The sequence below is a fragment of the Psychrobacter sp. PSP genome, from assembly GCF_024085615.1.
Taxonomy (GTDB): Bacteria; Pseudomonadota; Gammaproteobacteria; order Pseudomonadales; family Moraxellaceae; genus Psychrobacter; species Psychrobacter pacificensis.
This window is the reverse complement of record NZ_JABLTF010000016.1, coordinates 58550-83818: the sequence shown is the minus strand read 5'-3', so window position 1 is coordinate 83818 and position 25269 is coordinate 58550. Positions and strand designations below refer to the sequence as shown.

22 protein-coding genes, 1 tRNA gene and 1 other RNA gene are annotated in these 25269 nt (G+C 42.4%); 17 read left to right on the top strand and 7 right to left on the bottom strand.

Annotated elements, in window-relative coordinates:
* Nucleotides 1-3: 3 nt before the first annotated feature.
* Complete coding sequence (locus HL061_RS06425; protein ID WP_071002306.1) at nucleotides 4-636, top strand: hypothetical protein; 633 nt, start codon at nucleotides 4-6, stop codon at nucleotides 634-636.
* 92 nt (nucleotides 637-728) lie between these two features.
* On the opposite strand, the gene HL061_RS06420 is transcribed toward HL061_RS06425, so the two are convergent.
* Complete coding sequence (locus tag HL061_RS06420) at nucleotides 729-1394, bottom strand: hypothetical protein (protein WP_252962634.1); 666 nt, start codon at nucleotides 1392-1394, stop codon at nucleotides 729-731.
* A 236-nt stretch (nucleotides 1395-1630) separates the two neighbouring features.
* Complete coding sequence (locus HL061_RS06415) at nucleotides 1631-2098, bottom strand: Lrp/AsnC family transcriptional regulator (protein ID WP_071002305.1); 468 nt, start codon at nucleotides 2096-2098, stop codon at nucleotides 1631-1633.
* Nucleotides 2099-2342: 244 nt separating this feature from the next.
* Here HL061_RS06415 and rarD point away from each other — a divergent pair, with 244 nt between their 5' ends.
* The gene (gene rarD, locus HL061_RS06410) at nucleotides 2343-3362 is read left to right on the top strand and encodes an EamA family transporter RarD (RefSeq protein ID WP_237182795.1); all 1020 of its coding nucleotides are present in this window, start codon (nucleotides 2343-2345) and stop codon (nucleotides 3360-3362) included.
* Between the two features lie 272 nt (nucleotides 3363-3634).
* On the opposite strand, the gene smpB is transcribed toward rarD, so the two are convergent.
* On the bottom strand, nucleotides 3635-4111 hold the full coding sequence (smpB, locus tag HL061_RS06405; RefSeq protein ID WP_071002304.1) for an SsrA-binding protein SmpB: 477 nt from the start codon (nucleotides 4109-4111) through the stop codon (nucleotides 3635-3637).
* A gap of 252 nt (nucleotides 4112-4363) precedes the next feature.
* Between smpB and coaD the strand changes: the two genes are divergently transcribed.
* From coaD to HL061_RS06345, 12 genes are all read left to right on the top strand, one after another.
* Nucleotides 4364-4882 carry a pantetheine-phosphate adenylyltransferase gene (coaD, locus tag HL061_RS06400; protein ID WP_058024491.1) on the top strand — a complete coding sequence of 173 codons (519 nt, stop codon included), beginning with the start codon at nucleotides 4364-4366 and terminating at the stop codon, nucleotides 4880-4882.
* A gap of 95 nt (nucleotides 4883-4977) precedes the next feature.
* Nucleotides 4978-5226, top strand: coding sequence for a YfhL family 4Fe-4S dicluster ferredoxin (locus tag HL061_RS06395; protein WP_058024492.1), 249 nt, complete (start codon nucleotides 4978-4980; stop codon nucleotides 5224-5226).
* Between the two features lie 70 nt (nucleotides 5227-5296).
* Nucleotides 5297-6601 (top strand): adenosylmethionine--8-amino-7-oxononanoate transaminase, encoded by a 1305-nt coding sequence (gene bioA, locus HL061_RS06390; RefSeq protein ID WP_252962687.1) that lies wholly within the window; start codon nucleotides 5297-5299, stop codon nucleotides 6599-6601.
* 2 nt (nucleotides 6602-6603) lie between these two features.
* Nucleotides 6604-7320, top strand: coding sequence for a dethiobiotin synthase (gene bioD, locus HL061_RS06385; RefSeq protein WP_071002302.1), 717 nt, complete (start codon nucleotides 6604-6606; stop codon nucleotides 7318-7320).
* Nucleotides 7321-7414: 94 nt separating this feature from the next.
* An RNA gene (gene rnpB, locus HL061_RS06380) (RNase P RNA component class A) lies at nucleotides 7415-7797 on the top strand.
* A 122-nt stretch (nucleotides 7798-7919) separates the two neighbouring features.
* Nucleotides 7920-7996: transfer RNA gene (locus HL061_RS06375), tRNA-Met, on the top strand.
* 404 nt (nucleotides 7997-8400) lie between these two features.
* On the top strand, nucleotides 8401-10200 hold the full coding sequence (gene lepA, locus HL061_RS06370; RefSeq protein WP_071002301.1) for a translation elongation factor 4: 1800 nt from the start codon (nucleotides 8401-8403) through the stop codon (nucleotides 10198-10200).
* A 102-nt stretch (nucleotides 10201-10302) separates the two neighbouring features.
* Nucleotides 10303-11205 (top strand): signal peptidase I, encoded by a 903-nt coding sequence (lepB, locus tag HL061_RS06365; RefSeq protein WP_071002300.1) that lies wholly within the window; start codon nucleotides 10303-10305, stop codon nucleotides 11203-11205.
* Nucleotides 11206-11348: 143 nt separating this feature from the next.
* Nucleotides 11349-11741, top strand: coding sequence for a DUF4845 domain-containing protein (locus HL061_RS06360; RefSeq protein WP_223334848.1), 393 nt, complete (start codon nucleotides 11349-11351; stop codon nucleotides 11739-11741).
* Nucleotides 11742-11844: 103 nt separating this feature from the next.
* Nucleotides 11845-12642: a ribonuclease III gene (rnc, locus tag HL061_RS06355; RefSeq protein ID WP_071002298.1), complete on the top strand. Its 798-nt coding sequence runs from the start codon at nucleotides 11845-11847 to the stop codon at nucleotides 12640-12642.
* A 248-nt stretch (nucleotides 12643-12890) separates the two neighbouring features.
* Nucleotides 12891-13922 (top strand): GTPase Era, encoded by a 1032-nt coding sequence (gene era / locus HL061_RS06350; protein WP_252962686.1) that lies wholly within the window; start codon nucleotides 12891-12893, stop codon nucleotides 13920-13922.
* 62 nt (nucleotides 13923-13984) lie between these two features.
* Nucleotides 13985-14761: a DNA repair protein RecO C-terminal domain-containing protein gene (locus HL061_RS06345; protein WP_071002297.1), complete on the top strand. Its 777-nt coding sequence runs from the start codon at nucleotides 13985-13987 to the stop codon at nucleotides 14759-14761.
* Nucleotides 14762-14966: 205 nt separating this feature from the next.
* Here the strand turns inward: HL061_RS06345 and HL061_RS06340 are convergent, their stop codons facing one another.
* Nucleotides 14967-15695 (bottom strand): GspH/FimT family pseudopilin, encoded by a 729-nt coding sequence (locus HL061_RS06340; protein WP_227517195.1) that lies wholly within the window; start codon nucleotides 15693-15695, stop codon nucleotides 14967-14969.
* A gap of 863 nt (nucleotides 15696-16558) precedes the next feature.
* Between HL061_RS06340 and HL061_RS06335 the strand changes: the two genes are divergently transcribed.
* From HL061_RS06335 to mscL, 3 genes are all read left to right on the top strand, one after another.
* On the top strand, nucleotides 16559-17743 hold the full coding sequence (locus HL061_RS06335) for an OmpA family protein (protein ID WP_186475117.1): 1185 nt from the start codon (nucleotides 16559-16561) through the stop codon (nucleotides 17741-17743).
* Between the two features lie 348 nt (nucleotides 17744-18091).
* On the top strand, nucleotides 18092-19942 hold the full coding sequence (gene typA, locus HL061_RS06330; RefSeq protein ID WP_071002295.1) for a translational GTPase TypA: 1851 nt from the start codon (nucleotides 18092-18094) through the stop codon (nucleotides 19940-19942).
* 272 nt (nucleotides 19943-20214) lie between these two features.
* On the top strand, nucleotides 20215-20658 hold the full coding sequence (gene mscL / locus HL061_RS06325) for a large conductance mechanosensitive channel protein MscL (protein WP_058025799.1): 444 nt from the start codon (nucleotides 20215-20217) through the stop codon (nucleotides 20656-20658).
* A 113-nt stretch (nucleotides 20659-20771) separates the two neighbouring features.
* On the opposite strand, the gene HL061_RS06320 is transcribed toward mscL, so the two are convergent.
* The 3 genes from HL061_RS06320 to HL061_RS06310 form a co-directional block, all read right to left on the bottom strand.
* On the bottom strand, nucleotides 20772-21212 hold the full coding sequence (locus HL061_RS06320; RefSeq protein WP_071002294.1) for a hypothetical protein: 441 nt from the start codon (nucleotides 21210-21212) through the stop codon (nucleotides 20772-20774).
* 290 nt (nucleotides 21213-21502) lie between these two features.
* A complete protein-coding gene (gene mutM, locus HL061_RS06315) occupies nucleotides 21503-22432 on the bottom strand; it encodes a bifunctional DNA-formamidopyrimidine glycosylase/DNA-(apurinic or apyrimidinic site) lyase (RefSeq protein ID WP_071002293.1) in 930 nt (309 codons plus the stop codon).
* Nucleotides 22433-22487: 55 nt separating this feature from the next.
* On the bottom strand, nucleotides 22488-25025 hold the full coding sequence (locus HL061_RS06310; protein WP_186475113.1) for a bifunctional (p)ppGpp synthetase/guanosine-3',5'-bis(diphosphate) 3'-pyrophosphohydrolase: 2538 nt from the start codon (nucleotides 25023-25025) through the stop codon (nucleotides 22488-22490).
* Nucleotides 25026-25269: the final 244 nt, after the last annotated feature.

The following is a 25269-nucleotide window of genomic DNA, read 5'->3' as shown; positions in this document are numbered from 1 at the left end:
CTGATGAATATTGATACTCAATCCGTCGACCAAACCGTGTCTGCGATGGCAGAGGTGCTGTCAGAGTATTTACATCCTGAAGAGGTGCGCCTGCTCAAGAGGCAGTGGCAACAGTACTCAACTGTCTCTGTCAAAATGATGCAGCAGTGTGTGTTGGATGCGACAAGGCGCTATCCTGAACTACAAGATCACAAATCTAAAATTCGTAAAGGCTTTTGGGCTACGTTGCAAGTGGATAGTCAGCAGTCAGTGGAGTCTGACAGTCACAATGGCCATAACGAGACAATCAATGCACCCGTACCTATCTCTGAGCCCGTTCTCGCATTTTATACCGTGATAGAAGCGCTGCGCAGTCAGCTAACGGTAGCAGACAGTCGCAGCTTTTTTCATAGTATGCACCAAACTGTTTCGCAAGAACGCACCTTCAAAGGGCACCACATCAATATCAATCAATTTTTGGAAGGTAATCGTCCACCTGTACCGGACAATGAGCACCTGTTAAATAATCTGATGCAGCTTGCCTACGTGTGCTTGTGCGATATTACTGGTCCTGTAGAGGCAGATGAGATACTGTTTCAAGCGGCACAAACGGCCAAGCAAAGTTATCCAAAAGCCATTGTTGAAAAGTTATTTTAACCTATCAAGTGAGCACGTTACGAGCAAGTACGGATATCGCCTCGTAACGTACCTTATGGTTTCAGGTGAGTCAGTGCGCTGTCTGATAGCTTTTAATTATCTAATAATTGAAGCGGGAAAGTCACCACATCAAATGCAAGGGCAAAGGGCAGCAGCACCAGTTTTTGTGCGCTATTTGGTCCATGACGGTTTGTGTTTTTTTGCTGCGTTTGAGTATAAAAGCTTACCGTATAAGGCTTGGTTAGAGCGCGATAATTTGACTGAATCAAGCTTAAATTACTCACTTGCGGATATATGGCACCTTTCACGGGGACATTAAAACAAAAACGCTGGGCACCAATACGTTGATCACTGGCTGAGGTACACTCTCGGGCATTATTTTGTAAAAAGAACTGATAATCTGAGCGTCCAAACTCGTCTTTTAATTTGGCGTAAGAAAGCTTCATCTCCCCTTGGAAATATCCATCGTTATTGGGGACATAAAAACTCATGTCATTGTCAACGTGGATGTCTTTTTGTGTCAGATTGCTGAGCAAACTGATCATCTCAGTCCCACCTTGGGTAAGTACGTAGCTGTTTTTTTCACCAACGATAACCATCGTCGCATTTGGCGTTTTTGGTAATGCCTGCGCCGGACGGCCAAAAGCGATCACTTGATCTTCTGACAATGTCTGCTTGGTCGTGATGATATGGTCATTACTTTCTAGCAATGAGCTGGTCGCGCAGCCTGATATTGCAAGCATTGAAGAAGTCAGCAAAGTCCCTTTTACCAAAGCTTTTGGGCTTATATGCTTTAGTATGTTATACCTGCTGTTTATTTTATGAGGGTAGTCTGGTTGATAGGTCATGATCAGGCTTCCTTGTCTACTTCGATGAATAAAAATTGCTAATATTATCCAACTTATGTTAGTTTTTTACAAGTTTTGAATGCAGTTTAAACACTAATTATTAATAAAAAAGCTGATACCAACTCAACTAATACAGGTAGATGTATTTAGTCTAAGGTAATCTTGGTTCCACTCTTGGTAAAGTTCATCACAAACTGACTTTTAAAATTGCGTACATTATTTTCGTAAGTCAGCAAGCTACGGGTGAACTGGTGGTAGTCGCTCATGTTTTTGGCATTGACCATCAGCATAAAATCAAAATCGCCCGAGACTTCATAACAGCTCATCACCTGTGTTTGCGAATCCATCAAACGCTCAAACCGGCGCTGCATTGATGTGTTGGAGCGCTCCATTTCTATCATCACCACTGCGGTCAGACCGTAACCCACTTTATTAGGATTAACGATGGCGACTTGCTTGGTAATCACGCCGCTATCTATCAATGCTTGAATGCGACGCTGAGCCGTCGCAACAGACACATGCACTCGTTCTGCGACAGTTTTAAGCGGTAATGTCGCATCGTCTTGCAATAAATTCAAAATAGCTTTATCAGTGCTGTCTAGGATATGGCTCATGATAATGTACCCTCATTAATTATGATTATTAGGTTTTCGATTATAAATATTATCACTAATAATTTAAATTTAAGAAAATAGTTATTTATATGACATTATTTTGATAAATTTATCCATAAATACATTTTTATAGAGATAATATATCAAAGCACTCTAGTAAAATAGACCGTACCAATCAGAGCTGCTTTAAAAAAAGAGCGAGTAATTGTTTTTTTATCATCTACTAATAACTACGGTGCTTATCATGTCTATCTCAATGCTCTCCAATGTATTCGCTAATGCGCTAGCAACCACTACTTCACGTTTGCCATTGCCTGCGATTTGGACGACTGGTAACACGCAGCAGCGCACGCTGATGTTGGGAGTGTCATTTGCCATCTTATCCAATATTTTGTTTGGTGTACTCTATGCGTATAGCAGCTTTCTGACGCCTTTGTCAGGCACACAAGTGTTTATCTGGCGTATGCTGTCAATGTGGGCGGTGTTGGTTGGCTACTTATTGATAAGTGGACGGCTAGGCATGCACATCGATAAATTGCGTGCTTTGCACTCGATCAAACAGTGGGTTTGGCTGCTACTACCTACGCCGATATTTTTGAGTCAGCTTTGGCTATTTATGTGGGCACCGGTCAATGGGCAAGGTGTACAAACCGCCATGGGCTATTTTTTGTTTCCACTCATGATGGTGGTGTTCGGTTGCCTGCTGTTTGGCGAAAAGCTCAGTCGTCTACAGTGGCTTGCGGTCGCATTTGCGGCGGTAGGGGTGTTTAGTGAAATCATTCGTACGCAGAGTGTTTCTTGGGCGACATTGTGGGTGTGTGGTACTTATCCGATATATTATATCGTGCGTAGACTCCAAGGCATTGACGCCATCACTGGTATGCTGGTCGATCTGACATTGTTTGCCCCATTTGCGCTTGGTTACTTGTACTTTTTTGCATCTAGCAATTTGGTGATGGTAGCAGGGTCTGGATTTTTGATCATGATGTTAGTTGGTCTTGGCGTTTTGAGCATCTTAGCAATGAAAACCAATATTGATGCCAGCCAAATGCTACCCGTCAATGTCTATGGCATGATGAGTTATATAGAACCTGCTTTGCTATTTATATTGGCGGTGACGGTGCTCGGTAATCCGTTTGAATCAGCGATGATCTATAGTTATGGGTTGATCTGGTTAGGTATTGCTTGTTTGATTGCTCATGGGATAAAGCAGCTTCGCACTCGTAAAAGTGTGCCGTCATCAATCAAGGGGCAGGTCGCGTAAGCGGCTAGTAGGGTAGTTAATGAGTATTGTCAGTCACGGGTATTAACAGTTGATAAGTATAGTGGAACCAATTTAAAAATGTTATAGCGTTACTGGTATAAATTTTCCTTGCGTGCTGTATATACAGAGGCTGTGAAAAATTCATCCAGTAGCGCTTTGGAACTTATGACAGTTTTGTTTTGAACTGACTATATAAGCATTAATAAGGTACAAAAAAGGACGGCTCTATATTTACTGAGCCGTCCTTTTTTGACATTTAGATTAAATAACACTTAATCTAAGTGTTGTTTAAAGCCACGCTGCTTATCACGTTCCCAATCGCGATCTTTTAACGTCTTACGTTTGTCATGCAGCTTTTTACCTAATGCGAGGCCAATTTGGCATTTCACCAGCGAGTTTTTCCAGTAGCAAGACAGCGGTACGCAAGCGTAGCCTTTTTGATTGATTGCTCCAGACAGTTTTTCGATTTCACGACGATTGAGCAGCAGTTTACGGGTACGAATACTGTCTGGACTAACGTGCGTAGAGCTCGATAGTAATGGCTGAATGTGCGCACCAAATAAGAAAGCTTCGTTATTGCGAAATATGACGTACGCTTCAGTGATGGTCATTTTTCCTGCACGAATGGCTTTGACTTCCCAGCCTTGCAATGCCAATCCCGCTTCAAAGGTTTCTTCGATAAAATATTCATGACGCGCTTTTTTATTGGCGCAAATCTGATTATCAGGTTTTTTTGATTTTTTTGACATAATTTCTCCATAAGGATTGCCTAAAAACACAGGCGCCTTATTTGACCAGTCCTACTAATTCCTCATCTTAACCCATTCAATGGTATTGAATTTTATTTGGATTATAAGTCAGATGAGTCGAACCGCCTATTGTATCAAAGCCTCTAGTGAAAAGGTAAATCGGCTGTTAGGACAAATGTAGCAGATAAGTATTAAGTTTGAGCAAAATTTGCTAGCATATGGCCTAATATTACCGATTATATTAGCCATGCTATGAGCCATTCTATTTCTCCTAATTCCTCAAAGCTACACACCAAAATTCTATATCCTGGTACGTTTGATCCCATTACCAATGGTCATGTGGATTTGGTGACACGCGCAACCAAGCTCTTTGATGAGGTTGTGATCGCGGTTGCCTCGGGGCATCATAAAAAACCTCTATTTAATTTTGAAGAGCGCGTTGCTTTAGTCGAGACCGTATTTGCCGATTTGCCGCAAGTCTCGGTGATTGGCTTTGAAGGGTTGCTCGTTGATTTTATGCGCGAAAAACACGCCACCGCCGTGCTGCGCGGGCTGCGAGCGATGTCCGATTTTGAGTACGAGTTTCAACTGGCCAATATGAACCGCGAGCTGGATGAAAACTTTGAAGCCGTATTTTTGACCCCCTCTCAGAACTATTCATTTATCTCATCTACGATGATTCGTGAAATTGCCAAACTCGGTGGCGATGTCAGTAAATTTGTCCCACCTTGTGTGTTGCAAGCTTTTGACAAAAAATTAAATAGTAACTAAAAGATGCTGCATCAAAAATACTCTGCTAGCACTTGCTAAAACAGTCAAGCGCAGCCAGATAGGGCTAATATGAGCAAAAATATAAGGAGCAGTTTATGGCGCTATTAATCACTGATGAGTGCATTAACTGTGATGTGTGTGAGCCTGCTTGCCCCAATGAGGCCATCTCAGAAGGCGATGATATTTATGTCATTGATCCAGATCTATGCACAGAATGTGTCGGGCATTTTGACGAGCCACAATGCGTGGTGATTTGTCCCGTCGACTGTATCCCTCATGACCCCAATCATGTCGAGACAGAAAATGATTTATTAGCCAAATACAAGCGTATTACGGGTCAATAAAATATTGATAAGCGATTGATGACGTTTGGGTTTACAACGTTTTAGGGATAGTACGATGACCAGCAATACAATGACAACCAAATCCATGCAAGTAGCCAGTGAGTTCGATCAGCAACATCTTTGGCATCCATATGCCAGCCTGCCGCCCACCTATTCCAATATCGTTATCGATCGCGCTGAAGGGATTTATATCATTACTGAAGACGGCACGCGCTTAATTGATGGTATGTCGTCATGGTGGGCGAGCGTCCATGGCTACAATCATCCTAAGTTAAACGACGCGCTGACTCAGCAGCTGGGTAAAATGGCGCATGTGATGTTTGGTGGCTTGACCCACCAGCCAGCGATAGATTTGGGCAAAAAACTGCTCGATATTGTGCCTTTTGGTCTCGATGCGATTTTTTATGCGGACAGTGGCAGTATCGCCGTAGAAGTGGCACTAAAAATGGCGCTGCAATATCAAGTGGCTGCCAAGCGCCCAAACAAGCAACAGTTTGCCTCGACCCATTCAGGCTATTACGGAGATACTTGGCATGCCATGAGTGTCTGTGATCCTATCAATGGCATGCACAGTCTGTATGGCAAGCAATTACCGATGCAACATTTCGTTCCTGCGCCGCCACTTGGGTTTGATCGCGTATTGACAGTAGATGATCGTGAAACATTAGCTCAGTTTTTTGCAGAGTATGGCGCGCAGCTGGCAGGATTTATTATCGAGCCGATTATTCAGGGCGCAGGTGGTATGCGTTTTTATAACCCTGAATACTTGCGGCTATTACGCGCACTTTGTGATAAGTACGATGTACTCTTGATAGCGGATGAGATTGCTACTGGGTTTGGGCGTAGTGGCAAACTATTTGCGTGTGAACATGCTGGCATCAGCCCTGATATCATGACCATTGGCAAGGCGCTGACCGGCGGCTACATGACTTTTGCCGCAACGCTCTGTACTCGTCATATTGCCGATACCATTCACAATAGCGACTATCCAGCGCTGATGCATGGTCCGACCTTTATGGGTAATCCGCTCGCCTGTGCGGTCGCCTGTGCATCGATTGATTTGATCCTGTCTTATGATATCGAAACGCGTACTGCCAGTATGCAACGTACGATGGAGCAAGCCCTGACGCCAGCTGCGCAGCTGGCAGGTGTAGCCGAGGTACGTTGTTTGGGGGCAGTGGCGGTGATTGAGTTGTATGAAGCGGTTGATATGCCCATTTTTCAATCCTTATTGATTGATAATGGTATCTGGGTCAGACCCTTTGGTAAGTTGGTGTATATCATGCCGCCTTACATTATTACTGATGATGAGCTGACCACCTTATGCCAAGCGCTGCTAAAAGTAGTACGTAAATATTTAGAACATCGAGGTTAACCATGAGCGTGCTATTTGTATCCGGCATTGATACCGATATTGGCAAAACCTATGCCACGGGTCTGCTTGCCAAATCATTAATGCAGCAAGGCGTCAACGTTATCACGCAAAAGTTGGTACAAACAGGCATCAGTAAACAAGCAGATGGCGAACTAGGCATTGCGGATGATATTTTAAGTCACCGTCAATTGATGCAGATGCCACTACAGCCATGCGATTTGGACTTTACCACCTGTCCTTATCGCTATGAGAAGCCTGCGTCACCGCATCTGTCCGCAGCATTGGCCAATCAGCCTCTTAACATCAATGTGATTACCGATGCCACCAACGCATTGCAAGCCGATTATGAGTTGGTGTTGCTTGAAGGGGCAGGCGGGCTACTGGTACCGATAAATGAGCAACTATTAACCTTGGACTATATTGCCAAGCAAGGCTATCCTATCGTCTTGGTCACCTCTGGCCGACTGGGCAGCATCAATCATACGTTGCTTAGTTTGGAGGCGATAAAATCGCGCGGCTTAATGATCCATAGTGTGATTTACAACCATATCCATGATGATGCTGAACAAACGGATGCTGAGATTGCAAATAGTACCATTGATTTTTTGCAGGCGTATTTGGCTTGCCATTACCCCAAAGCGCACTGGCTGGTCTTAGCCAAACAAGCAAATGAACATTCAGATGATGCTGACATAGCCTTGCCAACAGCGTTTATCTAAGTTTTTAAGGTGTCTTTTAGGTAGTCATAGTCATTCTAAAAATAAGCCGAAAAGACATTCCCATACAGGCGTTAGTTTTGCTATACTAGCGCGCTTGGTAGACTAGGCGATCGCCGCTGTACACTGGCAACAGATGAGCAGGGGAGGAAAGTCCGGGCTACATAGGGCAGCGTGCCAGCTAACGGCTGGGCAGAGTAATCTGACGACCAGTGCAGCAGAGAGTAGACCGCCTTTGACTTAGTTGATTGTCGCAAGACACCAATGTCATCGGTAAGGGTGAAAGGGTGCGGTAAGAGCGCACCGCGTGAATGGCAACATCTCACGGCATGGTAAACTCCACGCGTAGCAAGACCAAATAGGCATCGGCATGGCGCGGCCCGCGTTCGATGCGGGTAGGTTGCTTGAGCGTATCAGCGATGATACGCCTAGAGGAATGATCGTCCACGACAGAACCCGGCTTATCGGTTTACCAAACCTTTTTTATCATTTGTTGTAGTAAGTAAGTGCAGTTAATTTGAATGACATTCATTTTTTTGCAAAAAATGCCCATTAGGGGTTGACGGCGGTCAGCAGCTTGGGCATAATGTGCAGCCTAAAACGGCGATGTAGCTCAGCTGGTTAGAGCGCACGACTCATAATCGTGAGGTCGAGAGTTCAAGTCTCTCCATCGCCACCATATATAGCAGTATTAAAAAGCCAATCTCTCTGGGATTGGCTTTTTTTTGCCTGAAATAATCTTTCATTTACAAGGTTTGTATGTGCTATTGCTTAGTCAAATACTCCTTGTTAGATGTCTGTCAGTCTCGCTTACTTGATAAATACTTTCTCTGCTACTAAAATCGCCTTACTTTGCAGTAGAAAACTGCTAGAATACTCTTTGGTATGTGCGTACAAAAGCGCAGCAGAGTTACCGTACTAAGTACTGGGCTTTAGGCGAGGTTATCCATTCTAAGGATTACGATCGACACAACAGCTGACCTGTAGCATACGTTTTAACGAAGCATACCTATCTTATCAAGTGTACTTGACCATATTTATCTCTTATCTTTATTCTATCACCTTTAATTTAGTAGGCGCTTTGTGACTGCATTAGCCAATATTCGTAACTTTTCAATCATTGCCCACATTGATCATGGTAAGTCGACCCTTGCCGATCGTTTTATTCAGATGTGCGGTGCCTTGCAAGATCGCGAGATGCAGGCGCAGGTGCTCGACTCGATGGATATTGAGCGTGAGCGCGGTATCACTATTAAAGCGCAGTCGGTCACGCTATATTATGACCATCCTAATGGTGAGCGCTATCAGCTTAACTTTATTGATACGCCAGGTCACGTTGATTTCTCGTATGAGGTGTCACGCTCATTGGCCGCTTGCGAAGGCGCGCTATTGGTGGTCGATGCCGCGCAAGGCGTAGAAGCACAGTCGGTTGCCAACTGTTATACCGCAGTCGATCAGGGCCTAGAAGTCATGGCTGTCCTTAACAAGATTGATCTACCGCAAGTGGAGCCTGAGCGCGTCATTCAAGAGATTGAAGATATTATCGGAATAGAAGCCATTGATGCCCCTCGTGTTTCAGCGAAATCTGGTCTGGGTGTCGATAAATTGTTGGAAGCGTTGGTTGAATTCATTCCAGCACCGACTGGCGACCGTGAAGCACCCTTACAAGCACTTATCATTGATTCATGGTTTGACAGTTATCTGGGTGTGGTCTCACTGGTTCGCGTACGTGAAGGGACGGTAAAAAAAGGCGATAAGATCTATATCAAATCAACGGGCGATGCTCATCCAGTAAGCTCTATCGGTGTATTCACGCCAAAACCTGTCGATACGGGTATTTTAGAAGCGGGTGAAGTAGGCTTTGTTATCGCTGGTATCAAAGATATTGCAGGCGCGCCAGTTGGCGATACGATTACGCATGCCAGTACGCCTGATGTTGAACGTATTCCAGGTTTTAAACAGATCACGCCACAAGTATATGCAGGAATGTTCCCAGTCGATTCGAGTGATTTTGAAAAATTCCGTGAAGCGCTGCAGAAATTGCAAATCAACGATGCGTCATTATTTTTTGAGCCTGATACTTCAGACGCGTTAGGCTTTGGCTTTCGTTGTGGCTTCTTAGGCATGCTACACATGGAGATTATCCAAGAGCGCTTAGAGCGTGAGTATGACTTGGATTTGATCACCACTGCGCCTTCAGTTATCTATGAGATTGAAAAGAAAGGCGGTGAAGTCATCTATGTTGATAATCCATCAAGACTGCCTGAGCCTAACAATATTGAAGAGTTCCGTGAGCCAATTGCCCGCTGTCAGATTTTAGTACCGCAAGATTACTTGGGTAACGTCATGACCCTATGTATTGAGCGCCGCGGTGTGCAGGTTGATATGCGCTTTATGGGTAAGCAAGTTCAGGTTATCTTTGATATTCCGATGGGTGAGGTGGTCATGGATTTCTTTGACCGTCTAAAATCAGTCTCGCGTGGTTTTGCATCACTGGACTATAATTTTGATCGTTATCAAGTGGACAAATTGGTTAAAGTCGACGTGCTAATCAACGGTGAAAAGGTGGATGCCTTGGCAATGATTGTGCATCAAGACCAAGCACGTTTCCGCGGTAATCAGCTAGTGACCAAGATGAAAGAGCTGATTCCACGTCAAATGTTCGATGTGGCGATTCAAGCCGCAATTGGTAGTCAGATCATTGGACGTAGTACGGTAAAAGCCATGCGTAAAGATGTCTTGGCCAAATGCTATGGCGGTGACGTATCGCGTAAGAAAAAGCTCTTGTCTAAGCAAAAAGCAGGTAAAAAACGTATGAAACAAGTGGGTAGTGTGGAGATTCCACAAGAAGCCTTCTTGGCTGTTTTACAAGTGGACAGTTAATACATCGCTTTATCTGAGAAAGTTCTGGTACATAACAGTTGAATATCGTCAGTTTTTTGATTAAAGCAACTAGACAAACAGCACGTTAATAGGCAATTTGGTATGGATTTTGATTTCAATTTAATTTTAGTGCCGTTGACCATAGGCTTAGGAATTGTCTGGCTGCTAGATAAGCTGGCACTCAAGCAGCGCAAAACTCGCGGCCGAGGTCAAGAAAGTCTGCTAGTGCGATGGGCCTATGATTTTTTTCCTGTGTTGGCTGTCGTATTGATCGTACGCTCGTTTTTGATTGAGCCTTTCAATATTCCATCTTCTTCCATGGTGCCAACGCTATATACGGGCGATTTCATTGCAGTCAATAAATATGCTTATGGCGTCCGCTTACCGCTGACTTACAATAAGGTGTTGGATACAGGATCACCTGAGCCTGGTGATGTGGTGGTATTTCGCTATCCTGAAAACCCAAGCATTTACTATATTAAACGCTTGATTGGCTTGCCAGGCGATACGGTGAGCTACAGTCAAGGCAAGCTCTCTATTAACGATGTACCCGTAAAAACAACGCCTATCGATTTTTCAGCCAATGCTGAATTGACATCACAGCTTTATCTGCCAGGACAGATGGGTCCAGGCGAGGTGCTGACAGAAGAAAGCGCGGCTGCGATGGGTCAGCAAGAAGAAGGCGCCGCGCAGTACTTCCAAGAAACGCAGGGTGAGAACCAGCACTTGGTTCGCTATCTAAAAGGGATGAACAGTGCCCAATATGCGCCTTTTTTACAGCAAGAGTCGCCAGAAGTGGTAAGCTCAGAGGGGACAGAGTGGCGCATTAAAGTACCAGAAGGTCATTATTTTGTGATGGGTGACAACCGTGATCGCAGTGCAGATGGCAGGTTCTGGGGATTTGTTCCTGATGAAAATTTAGCGGGTAAAGCGGTCTATATTTGGATGCATAAACCACCAGGATTAAACTTACCAACTTTCGAGCGTAATGGTACCATTGATTAATACCATGAGTACTCTATTGATTGAGTTATCGATAATAGTTTTATGCTAATATCGTTACTATTCAATAAATAGCGTTTTACTATCTAAGTCATAGGTATAGAACGCTATTAAAAATAGTCATCTATCTGTAGAGGGATATCATAATGCAGCAGTTATCTGGTCTTGCCACGCAGCGCGGTGCTAGTGTGACAAACATCGTTCTCATTATTATGATGTTGGGGATCGCGGTTAAACTCCTAGTGGCCATTGTGCCTGCTCAAATTGGTGACTATCAGCTCACGAAACTTTTGAGTGCAGAGCTTAAAGTAGCCAATGACAATAACGAGACAGCCAAGCAATTCGTTGAGCGTGTTAATAAACAGCTATCCATCAATGCTGACTATGACACCAAGGCAGAAGATGTATTCACTTTTACCAATAAAAAAACGGGCCAATTGGCCATTCATAAAGAATATGCAGTAACCAATACGTTCTTTAGCAATGTCGATATTGTGAATCGTTTCGAAGGAGACATCGATATGGCTACAGCAGAATAAATAATTATAAGATAGGACAGCGCTTTAGTGTCCTCAACAAAATCCAATATAGACTCTTATTAAACTGAATCTGTAAAACAGAAGGGATAACCACAAGCCACGCATGAAACCAACTTCGCAACATTCCCAAGCGGTTCTTACTTCCAAAAAAAATAGCACGTCTGTCGACACGCTTGTTGTTAGCTCAGAATTTACTCAGCGCTTAGCAGTCTTAACGCGCAAGTTAGGCTATGTATTTAATGATTTGAGCCTGCCAAAGCTTGCATTGACGCACCGCTCATTTGACAGCAAAAAAAACTATGAGCGTCTAGAGTTTTTGGGTGATGCGCTTTTGGGCATGATTGTGGGTGAGGCTTTATACCATCGTTATCCTAATCAAAACGAAGGGCGTCTAACCCGTATGCGTGCAACTTTGGTCCGCCAAGAATCATTGGTTATTATCGCGCAAAATCTAGAGCTGTCTAACCATCTGATATTAGGCGTGGGTGAGCGTAAGGGTGGCGGCCGTAATCGTGCTTCTATATTGGCGGATGCGGTAGAGTCTTTGATTGGAGCCATCTATTTAGACAGTCAAGATATGGAGATTACTCGTCATTGCGTACTCTCTTGGTATGGAGACTTGATTGACAACGTCAATGACCAAAAAGCACTAAAAGATGCGAAGAGCCGTTTGCAAGAGTGGTTACAGTCTAAGCAATTTGATTTGCCAAGCTACGAGCTTATGGAAACACGTGGCAACGCTCCCCATCAAATTTTCGTAGTACGCTGTCACGTGAATATTCAAAACTGCTCTGATATTACTGAATCTGGTGAAAGTCGCCGCATCGCTGAGCAAAAAGCAGCAGAACTTATGATTAATCAGCTGCACAAACTTCCAGGATCCGCTAAAAAACGCTCTTAGCGAATATTCGCAGGTGATTATAGGCATATTTCTGAGTCAACAATGCCGCTTTTGCGTGATAAGACCTGAAGCGGCATAGACCTAATTTACCTTGTATACTACTTATTTCAAATATTACCAGCTGATATCCAATAGTAACTACACCGACAAACTATTAAGTCATATTTGGCTGGATATAAACCCTATAGGATCAACTTATGAGCAATCACCCTGATGTGCCATCGAATAATGAAGATAGTACTCAAAATATGATTGAAAATACAGATGTCGATACGAATGCAGATAGCGTAGAAGATATCACACTAGAAAACGATCTGGCGATTGAAGAGTTTTTTGCACCAAGTGGTAGTGCCCAGTTGGCTGATGATTTTAGATCAGGCTATGTGGCTATCGTTGGACGCCCAAACGTCGGTAAGTCAACGTTGATGAACCACTTATTGGGTCAAAAATTATCAATTACCTCACGTAAGCCGCAAACGACGCGCCACCGTATTCATGGCATTTTGTCCAATCACGAGATGCAGGCGGTGTTTGTCGATACGCCAGGCATCCATCGCAATGAAGTACGGGCTATTAATGAGCGTATGAATAAAGCGGCAGTATCCGCTCTAGTAGATGTTGATCTGGTATTGTTCGTTGTTGACTCAGATCAATGGCGTGATGATGATCTATTGACGCTGCAAAAGCTTGGTGAGACCGATTTAACGATCGTACTGGTCATTAATAAATCAGATACTTTAAAAGATAAAGGCAGCGTATTGCCGCTTATTGAAACCTTTAATGAAAGTTTTGACTTTGCTGATATCGTGCCAGTATCGGCGCTCAAGAACCAAAACTTAGATCGTTTGCAAGAAGTGATTGCCTCACATTTACCAGTTGCTGCACCTATTTATGATACAGAGCAAATCACTGACCGTTCAGAGCGATTCTTAGCGAGCGAAATCATTCGTGAAAAAATCATGCGTAGTGCTGGTGATGAAGTGCCATACGACTTGACTGTACAGATCGACGCGTTTAAAGACGAGCCTGCGCATACAGATCCAAAGACAGGGCGTCCACGTAAAGCCTGTACCTTTATTGATGCAACTATCTATGTTGAGCGCAGTGGTCAAAAAGCCATTGTTATTGGTGATAAAGGCCAGCGCATCAAGCAAGTCGGTATGGATGCTCGTAAAGACATGGAGCAACTGTTTGACAAAAAGATTATGCTAACGCTATGGGTCAAAGTCAAACGTGGCTGGTCTGATGACGAACGTGCATTAACCAGTTTGGGATATTGATAGCAATCACGCATAGTACGGTAATATTGCTATCCATATGTTAAATGCTGAGGTAATAAACGATGCGTAACGAAGCGTTAATTGGCTATTTATTACATCAGCGTCCTTATCAAGAAAAGCGTGCGTTGTATTATCTTTTTTCTCAGCAGCATGGTGTGATACATGGTGTTGGGAAAAAAGGTGCACCGTTATTTATGCCTTTACAGCTATTTGCCACTGGCAAACGCGACTTAAAGACATTCACTCAAATCCAGATTACTTCGCAAACCACTCTCCAAACAAGTAACGAGCAAAAAGAAGGTACCTCTGCCACACTATCTACTGTACCTTATAGTAATATCAATGGACAGCACCAATATGCGGCGTTGTACCTTAATGAGATACTGTGGCGATTGTTACCGACCGAAGATCCAATGCCGGTATTGTGGCAACATTATCAGGACAGTTTACAGCAGCTGAAGCAACCTTTAGATAACACTGAGCTTCGTTTATGTTTGCGCCAATTTGAGCAGCACCTATTCAATGAGTTAGGTTTCACCTTAACGCTAACGCATGATAACATCGAACATACTATCGAACCTAATTGTGTATATCGCTTTTTACCTGATGTGGGGTTACTGCCAATCATGCAGAATGCTATAGAGTCCGAGCATTTAGAGAGTAGTACCGGACAGACTATATTTAAGGGTATCGATATTATCGAGATGGCCTACCTAGGTATCACTAAAGCAACGCTGAATAATTGGTCAAAGCTACATCGGCATCTGATAGATCATCTACTTGATTATCAACCATTACAAAGTCGGCTGCTATGGCAACAGCAACAACGTTATCAATAAAGAGATTATCATTTTTAAATCTATTGAGTTTAGGCCATGGCTTGACTTGTGGGAATATCGATACTGTTGCCTAGGCCGATGGTGTTGATGAGTTAAATATAGAACACGCTATGATTTAGGATTATAGCAAGCTGTTGTTATGGTAAAAAATGCGATGTATTAAAATGCTTAAAGGTAATGTACTTGCTACTTTGTCCGCATTCAATTACCCATCACAATCGGTAGGGTGGTCTTGATTAAGCTTCTGACTGACTCGACCGTTTTGATTGAAAGAAATTTGGTACATTGCATCATTATAGGTAGATGTGGGGCAGTACTTGATATGGCCAAAATGCCCCCGAGGTTTGCCACTATCACCCCAAAATTTGATGTAATGGCGACCCGCTCCGACTCTGAGTTTCAGTGTACTATATTTTAAATTAAAATATTGATTGAGTACTAGAGTATCAGCATTTGTATCGAAGTTTTTGTTACCGTTTTTGTCTACGAATAATATAAGCATGTTGTCACTATTGCGGTCGCATTGTATACCGTCATTCGATAAACAAACCAATACATCTTGTCTAGTGATATAGCTTTCAGCTTTTGCCAAAGCGAGGGCGTTCTCTAATTGGGTTTTGACGCGTTTGGCTTCCATACGCGTTAATTGCGTCAATATGCTTGGCGTTGCAATCGCTACTATGATAGCAAGCACCGTTACAGTAACAATCAGCTCGACAAGAGTGAAGCCATTCCTACCTTTAGCTCTTAAAGCTTGCAAATGCATTGCAGAACGTTTATTACATATAGTTAACTGGTGTAGTGGAGCGTACAACTGATTTATTCGAAATATTAGCCTATCATGACTAAGCATTCCCTTCATCAAAGTAGATACAGGTAAAACCACTATCAGTAATCTGCGATAATTTGATGATGTTTTATAAAGCGATTTCATAGATTGCTACATCCTATGGCTTCAGACTTTCCAAATAGAATAATCGCGCCTATTTGCAACATCTAGCTAATCCATTATGTAGAAAAAATACTTGATGAAGATTAGGGCGTGTTGAACATTCGACCATGGCACTGACAGCGACTATTTTTTAGGCGATTCGATGTTAAAAATAATAAGTTTAGTCACTCTAAGCGCTTATTTTTAACGATGAAGCGGCAAAAAAGAGTCCTGTCCCCTGCTTTTATCGTTGGGGCTGATGCTAAAATTACCCCATACTGCGTTACAAATCTCGCTAAGGCATCTGCATTATCGTCGCTTTGTGCCTTGTCTGGAACCATTTTAGCGATCAGCAGTGCCTATTTGCAAATGTTCAACACGCCCTAGTATTTTGGTTTGTTGGCAGTATACAAAATTATTACTTTTTTATAAGTTACTTCGAATATCAAATAAAGTCGACTATTTTAATATAAACAGAATATATGTCTATTGTCAAAAAATGTTTCAATTAGTGAATAATGTGCATTAGGAATAGAGAAAAATTATTAATTGTAATAAAATATGTTCAAACGATAGGTGCTAGTTGATTTAGCATCTATCGTGAACTGACATACAAAAGATAAAAAGCGTAAGGTGTGTTAGTTCTAAGTAACTTAGAATGGCTATTGTGTTTTAGTTACAACATTATCGTGTAATAATGTGTAGCTCGTTAACGAAAAAAGTTGTAAACTGAATGGATAATCGCTAAGCTACTTCTTAATTGGTTTTGCTTTGTACCTAAAATGCGTAAAAGATGTCTAATTTAGAGCGTCTTGAAAATCGGTTTTGCTTAATGCATCACTAAAATTATCCTTTGGAGGAAGTCCATGAAACTGAATAAAATTGCTTTAGCACTGTTCGCTGTAACAGCTGCACCTCTAGCAGCTAATGCTGGTGTTACTATTAGCCCACTATTATTAGGTTATCACTACAGCGAAGGCGCTGATGATGATCAAGCTGAATTACTAGGCGACTATAGTGGTAGTGGTGATAGCTACTATAAAGAAGACGGTCTATATACTGGTGCCGCTTTAGGTATCGAACTTACTCCTTCTACTCAGTTCCAAGTAGAGTATGGTGTATCAGATACTGATGCTATCCGCCAAGACGGTTCTGATAACTTCGATGCAGAGCAAGAAATGATCTCTGGTAACTTCTTAGTTGGTACCGAAGAGTTCACTGGTTATACTGATAGCGCTCTTAAGCCATATGTGTTAGTTGGTGCTGGCCAATCTAAACTTGAGATTAAAGACTCTTCAGGTGACAAAGTTTCAGGCACTAAAGATACTATCGGTAACCTAGGTCTAGGTGCTATGTATCGTATCAACGATGCACTAAGCCTACGTGGTGAAGCTCGTGCGATTCATAACTTTGATAACAACTGGTGGGAAGGCATGGCCTTGGCCGGTCTAGAAGTTGTACTTGGTGGCCATCTAGCACCTACAGTAGCAGTACCACCAATGGAAGAGCCAATGGTTGACAACACTCCAGTAGTTGTTGTTGAAGCTGACCTTGATTCTGACGGTGATGGCGTACCTGATAGCATGGATGCATGCCCAGGCACTCCAATGAATGTGGTGGTTGATGAGCGTGGTTGCCCAGTACCAGTAGATATTACTGATGAGCTAAAAATGGAACTACGTGTATTCTTTGATAACGATAAATCAGCTATCAAAAACCAATACAAGCCAGAAATCGCTAAAGTAGCAGAAAAAATGCGTGAGTATCCAAACTCTACAGCTCGTGTAGAAGGTCATGCATCTAAAACTGGTCCTTCAGCACGTTATAACCAACGTCTATCTGAAGCTCGTGCCGTTGCTGTTAAATCTATGCTAACTAACGAATTCGGTATTGCTCCAAACCGTCTATCAACTGTTGGTTATGGTTATGACCAACCAATCGCATCAAACGATACTGAAGAAGGTCGTGCTATGAACCGTCGTGTTTATGCCATCATCACTGGTGACAAAACTATGACTGTTGAACAAACTAAAGATATGGTTGTTCAGTAAGTATTAGATAAATAATCGTATAGTTAGATATATGGTTACAAAAAAAGCCACCCAATCGGGTGGCTTTTTTTATTTATGTATTGAGAAAAGTAAGTTATTTCATAAATTTATGAATCAATAATGTTATACTAGCCACCCAAACATTCTGTAAATTGACAGAATGTACATTAGCATAGCTATCTGTACGATGAATTTATCGGCATAGATATTTGATTATATTGAGATTTTCTGAGTGATAGCATTTATTGTGTATCATCTAAAATTCAATATTTATCTTATTGATGATAAAAGTTTATCCAGCGGCGCTTATTGCTACTGCATTTTTTTAAGACGACACGAGCATTTTATATGGCGAACGATATCAAACACCTGCGTAACATTGCAATTATTGCCCACGTTGACCACGGTAAAACAACTTTGGTTGATAAATTATTACATCAATCTGGTACTTTTGGCGATCGTGCAAATATTGCTGAACGTGCAATGGATTCAGGTGATATTGAGCAAGAACGTGGTATTACTATTTTGGCTAAAAATACAGCCATTCGTTGGACAGATCAGACTTCAGGAACTGAATACCGTATTAATATCGTTGATACCCCAGGTCACGCCGATTTCGGTGGTGAAGTTGAGCGTGTGATGTCAATGGTTGATTGCGTACTTTTGGTTGTTGATGCTGTCGATGGTCCGATGCCTCAGACTCGTTTTGTAACGCAAAAAGCATTTGAACAAGGTCTAAAGCCGATTGTTGTTATCAATAAAATTGACCGTCCTGGCTCACGCCCTGATTGGGTAATGGATCAAATTTTTGATTTGTTCGATAATCTAGGTGCAACTGATGAGCAGCTTGATTTTCCAGTGGTTTATGCATCAGCGTTAAATGGTATTGCAGGTTTGGAAGCAGATGATTTAGCTGATGACATGACGCCACTATTTAAAACTATTGTTGATGTTGTACAGGCGCCGCAAGTTGATGCAGACGCACCATTCCGTATGCAGATCTCAAGCCTTGATTACAATAGCTTCGTTGGTGTGATTGGTATTGGTCGTATCCAGCGTGGTAAGGTTAAAACCAATACACCAGTTACTGTCATTGATAAACATGGTAAGACACGTAACGGCCGTATCTTAAAAATTATGGGCTACCATGGCCTTGATCGTATTGATGTTGAAGAGGCACAGGCTGGTGATATCGTTTGTATCACAGGTATCGATGCGCTTAATATCTCAGATACGATTTGTGATCCTAATAAAGTTGAAGCATTACCAGCATTAACAGTTGATCAGCCTACCGTATCAATGAATTTCCAAGTAAATAACTCACCATTTGCTGGTCGTGAGGGTAAGTTTGTCACTTCACGTAATATTCGTGAGCGTCTTGAGCGTGAATTGATTCATAACGTTGCACTACGTGTAGAAGACACTGAATCTCCAGATAAATTTAAAGTCTCTGGTCGTGGTGAGCTTCATCTATCTGTACTTATCGAGAACATGCGCCGTGAAGGCTTTGAGATGGGTGTTTCAGGCCCAGAGGTTATCGTAAAAGAAGTTGATGGTGAGCTACAAGAGCCGTATGAAAACGTTGTCTTCGATATCGAAGAAGAGCATCAGGGTTCTATTATGGAGCAGGTTGGTCTACGCAAAGGCGAGATGACCAATATGGAGCTTGATGGTAAAGGTCGTATGCGTATTGAAGCGACAGTACCAGCTCGTGGTTTGATCGGTTTCCGTTCTGAGTTTTTAACATTGACTTCAGGTAGTGGTATCATGACGTCAAGCTTCTCGCATTACGGTCCACAAAAAATCGGTGATGTGGGTGGTCGTTCAAACGGCGTATTGGTTTCTATGGCAAACGGTACTTGCCTAGGCTTTGCACTGTTTAACCTACAAAAACGTGGTAAGTTATTTGCTGAGCCACAGCTTGAAGTTTATGAAGGTATGATTATTGGTCTTAACTCTCGTAACGATGATATGACGGTTAACCCAACAACCGGTAAGCAGTTAACCAACGTACGTGCTAGTGGTACTGATGAAGCGTTGACGTTGACGCCAGCAGTTAAGTTCACGCTTGAGCAAGCGCTTGAGTTCATTCAAGATGATGAGTTGGTTGAAGTCACGCCAAAAGCGATTCGTCTACGTAAACGTTATTTGACTGAAAGTGAGCGTAAGCGTCACAGCCGTAGTAAGAAAAATGCATAATATCGACAGTATAAACTATTCAATCTTTTAGAGCGTTGATTTTCAACACCAAAATTTAATGTCTTTTAGACATCGGAGTAGTTAAAGAATTAGCAGTATAGGGTGAGCTATAGTGGTTCACTTTATACTGCTTTTTTTTGTTGTAATTTTGAAGAAATAAATACAAAATGAACATTAGTTTTGATGTGTTCAATGATTAACGTTAGAGTGAAGTATGATACTGATTATATAAAATATCTATACGCCTATAGATAATTTTTGAGGAGAATACAATGAGTATGGTTTCAGAATTTAAAGAATTTGCTCTAAAAGGCAATGTGATGGACTTAGCAGTTGGTGTTATCATTGGTGGGGCTTTTGCTACCATCACTAAATCATTGGTAGATGATATCATTATGCCAATTGTCGCTTTCATTGTAGGGGGCGAGATTAACTTTAAAAATATGCTTTTGGTATTGGGTGATGTGCCTAATGGGGTTGCTATGACCTACGATGCACTCAAAGAAGCTGGCGTTCCTGTATTAGCATATGGTAGCTTCATCACTGTACTCATTAATTTTCTAATTTTAGCTTTTATTATTTTTATGATGGTGAGAGTAGTAAATAAAATGCGTCGTACGGAAGCTGTAGAGGAAGCTGTAGTAGAGCCATCAGAAGAAGTACAGTTACTGCGTGAAATCAGTGCTAAATTAAGTAATACTCATATTGTAAAATAATAACGTACGGTTTAGTGGTAACAAAAAAGGCTAACTTTATGTTAGCCTTTTCTATTGTCTATTCATAAAGTCATATTTTTTGATTTATGCTAAAAACGATCAAACACAGTAGCTTATGGCGTGACAACCACGTAATCGTTAGTATTAATCAAAATCTCTGATGGTTGGTCAACGACAATACGCACAGTATTATTGTCAATAACTTGTGATTTATAATAGTTGTCTTCAGCAACTGTACAGCCTAAACATCTTCCCATAGCATCCCAAGGCTCAACAAATAATTTTTGCTGCGCTTGATCGGCATTTCCACCGATAAGAGAGAAGGGTAGGCTCACGATATAGGCGGCGGTACCAGCCACAGCATTGACCAGTTGTAATGGTTTACCAACAATCGTATCTACTACCATCGTCTCATACGAAGGGCCAAAGTCAGTTTCGTCTATTTCTATGGCTGCAAGAGTAGGTTGCATACTAGCAGCCATTAACGCTAAGGAAGTAAAGACAGGAAACAACTTTTGCTTAACTGCGCGTTTGTTTGTGGCTTTAACCGTCATAACGATATCCTAAAATTTACAATTAGTATGATTAATGGCTGCTGCTGTCTCCATATAGGAATATCGCGGCAACGACAGGTAGGGTAAGTATTACAGAAGAATAAATAGTGCGCACTATTTTTGTAAGCGCTAGCACTATTAAAGCAAGATGTACGCCAATAAGCAACAAGAATACATGGGATATTCTTATGTGAGTAAAAAAATATATCAAACTAGATTGTATTTATTTTGAAAATAGTAGCAGATTTGTCTTTAGTCAAGGTAAGAAATCATATGAGCACTAATTAAGCTTAAGCTAACGGCTGACAATTTGGACAATAAACGCTGGCTCTACCATTGAGCTTAACATTTTCTAGAATGGTATCGCATTTTAGGCAATGCTCTCCTTGCCTACCATAAACATTTAAAGTCTGCTGAAAATAACCCGTTTGACCACTCGCGACTGTAAAATCTCGTAGCGTTGAGCCGCCAAGTTTGATAGCCTTTTTTAATATATCTTTAATATTGTCAACTAAAATTATCAGCTGCTCAAGTGACAGTTGATTGGCTGGGGTAGCAGGGTGAATACCTGATAGGTAGAGGCTTTCCGTCGCATAGATATTACCGACACCTACCACGACTTTTTGTTCCATAATGACAGATTTGATAGCTCGTGCGATGGACTGTGTTCGTTTGGTCGATGGTTTTTTGTTAGAGCCTGTATTGTTATGATCTTTATCGGATAAGTTATTACGTTGAATAACGTTATAAAGATATTCTGCGGTAAAATCTTCCGAGAGTGGCTCAGGGCCCAAGTGGTCCAGTAATTTGCTACCGTAATCTTCATACCATAATACTGAGCCAAATCGTCTTGGATCGTAATAATGTAGCTGAGACTTTGCATTTTCAGAATCCCTAAATACTACTATTAGATGATCATGTTTACGTTTGTCAGTGCCATAACTGTGCTGCTGTAAACTACCTGACATGCCTAAATGAATCAAAAGCTTAAGTGGTGCTACCATGGCATCATTATCATTAAGCACTGTGGGCAAAAATTTAAGAACAAGATATTTTGCTCGGCGTTCAACGCTATCTAACGTGTAGTCAGCCAGACTACTTAAGTCATCTGGCATCGCCCAACGTAGTTTGGGTTGAAAGACCTTTATGTCAATCACCTGTTGTCCTAATAATGGTGCAAGGCTAGTCTTGGTGGTTTCTACTTCTGGCAATTCGGGCATGATGTTTTATGACAACTCTATTTTTGAGTGAATAATTGGTAGCTTAGCATGTCAACTAAGCCACAGCGCGACGAGCATGTAAGACACCGTGCTGTTGCTCTAGTTTCGCCAGTAACTTAGATAGATGCGCTAGCCCTGAAACTTCGATATGAAATTTCAAAAAGGCGATATTGTCATCGTTACTAAGCGTTTCAACTTTGCGGATATTGACGTTCTCTTTATCAATAATCTGTGTCAAATCACGCAACAGGCCGCGTCTGTCATACGCCTCTACGTGGATATCAACTGGCTGATAGCGACCAGATTGTACTTGCCAAGCTGCCTCTATTTTGCGCTCAGGATCACGCTCGACCAAACGCAGATACTCAGGGCAACCGCGGTTATGAACGCTGACACCTCGCGATAAGGTAATGTATCCGGCAATTGGCTCACCATGTACAGGATGGCAGCAGCCTGCTAAATTGATTTCAATATTATCCAGACCGTCGATACGGATTTTGTAGGCATCGAGCTTGCTCGCATCTCTAGTATCGACGTGCGGTGCAAAGTTCTCTGGTGGTATCTCGGGTTCTAAATGCAGCTGCCGAGAAATATGGCTGGTTAGCTGATTGAGACCGATATCACCTGTGACGAGCCCCACGATAATATCATCGGTCGTATTGACGTGGAAATGCTGGATATAGTCATTTAAGTCAATGCTATTGGGATGCACAGATAGGCGCTCAAGCTCTTTGCTAAGCATCTGACGACCTATTTCAATATTCTTATCACGGTCTTGTTTGTTGAACCATTGACGCAGTTTTGAGCGTGCGCGATTGGTATGAATATAGCCCAGTGAGGCGACTAGCCAATCACGATTGGGCTCACGCGATGCCTTAGTGATGATCTCAACTTGTTCCCCTGTTTTTAGCTGATAAGTCAATGGCACATAGCGCTGATTAACTCGGGCTGCCTGTGCACGGTTACCAACTTGGGTATGCACATAATAGGCAAAATCGAGAACGGTTGCACCTTTTGGTAGCTCGGTGATGTCGCCGTCACGGCTGAAAATATAGATACGCTCGAGCTCATCAAAATCAACGAGTTGTTCTTCTTCGTCAAGCTCCATGTCATCTAGCTCTTCGCCTGTCATGACAGATGAGCGCGGCTGGTTACGGGTCTCGTTGTTAATAGACAGTAGCTGACGTAGCGAGCTGATTCTTTGATTTAAGTAATTGTCTTTTTTATTCTTCAGGCCTTCTTTGTAATTGACATGTGCGCACATGCCAAGCTCCGCCTCAAAATGCATCTCCTGAGTACGAATCTGCACTTCAAGCGATTTGTTTTCGGCAATGACGGCGGTATGTAGTGAGCGGTAGCCGTTTGACTTTGGGTTGGTAATATAATCGTCAAATTGCTCAGGAATATAACGCCACAAACCATGTACCAAGCCTAAGACGTGATAACAGTCTGAAGGATTATTGACCAATACTCGCAATGCTCGGATGTCATACAGCTGGTCAAAGGATAAACCTTTGAGTTTCATTTTGCGGTAAATAGAATAGATATGCTTGACGCGTCCGGATACTTCGCCCTCAATGCCAGCATTCGCTAATGCCTCATTGAGCTTCTCTTCTACACGCTGAATATAAGACTCGCGTTCGCTTCGCTTTTCGGACAGTAGCTTGGCAATCTCTTTGTACCTATCGGGCGCAAGGTAGCGAAACGCCAGATCCTCAAGCTCCCACTTGAGCTGTGCAATACCTAAGCGATGGGCCAATGGCGCATAAATAGTCATGACCTCGCGCGCGACACGAGTTTGACGCTCTGGCCTAGAAAACGTCAACTCACGCATGGCAAAGGTACGCTCTGCCAACTTAATGAGTACCACACGCACGTCGTTGGTGACAGAAATGAGCATGCTATAAATATTTGATAGCTGGTCACGCTGATTATTGACGAAATGATCTTCTAAGCGTTTATTGCTCTCAATAATCTCTGAGAGTTTCCCCATTGCTAAAGTGTCTTTAACAAGGGCTAGGATATCCGCACCAAAATTTTTCTCAACTTCAGCAAGACTAATGATGGATTTGCGGGCACTGCGATATAGCATGGCAGCAACAAGCGCGTCTTCATCTTGATAGAGATAGGTCAATATGTCTGTCATGCCAATACCAGTGACGTAAGCACCTGAGCGCTCAGATTCGCTAGTATTCATGTGACTGCGGATAAACTCACAAGCAGCACTCAGATGAGGTACAGACTCTTGTCCGATACGCTTCGCCACATTGTCGAGCCAAGTGGGTACATCGATATTGGCTTGATCTAAATCAATGGATTCGAGCTCTTCATCTGAGAGCGTATAGGTGTTGTCCAGATACTCGTTTTCAAGCGCGGGGTCGAGGCCATCATAAGTATGTGCCGCTGATCGATCAAAAGTAGTATGTAGCTTGTGAGTTGACAGCTGGTATTTGATATCGAGAGGAATCTGGGCGTAGCTGTTGGCAGATTGGTGAGAGCGTTGGCTCGCTACCAATTGCGCCGCCAGTGTGGCACTGTCGGCCTGCGTGGTTTGTCCATCCACCAACGGCAACCCCTCACGAATTTTTACCATAGCCGACTCCTCTTAGCTATTTTGAATTGATTATAACCTCATCTACTATGCACACACTCCGAATGAACGATTCATAAAGTGCCAGCTATAAACCAATACAACTGCTAAAAATCTGATTTTTAGCAGCCATAAAATGCGCGTAAAATATATAAAGCTACGAGTACAAGTGCTGCTTATACGGCGATATACAGTATAAGAAGATTGTTTACTATTATCTCACTTTGAAAGGACAAATCAAGCTAGG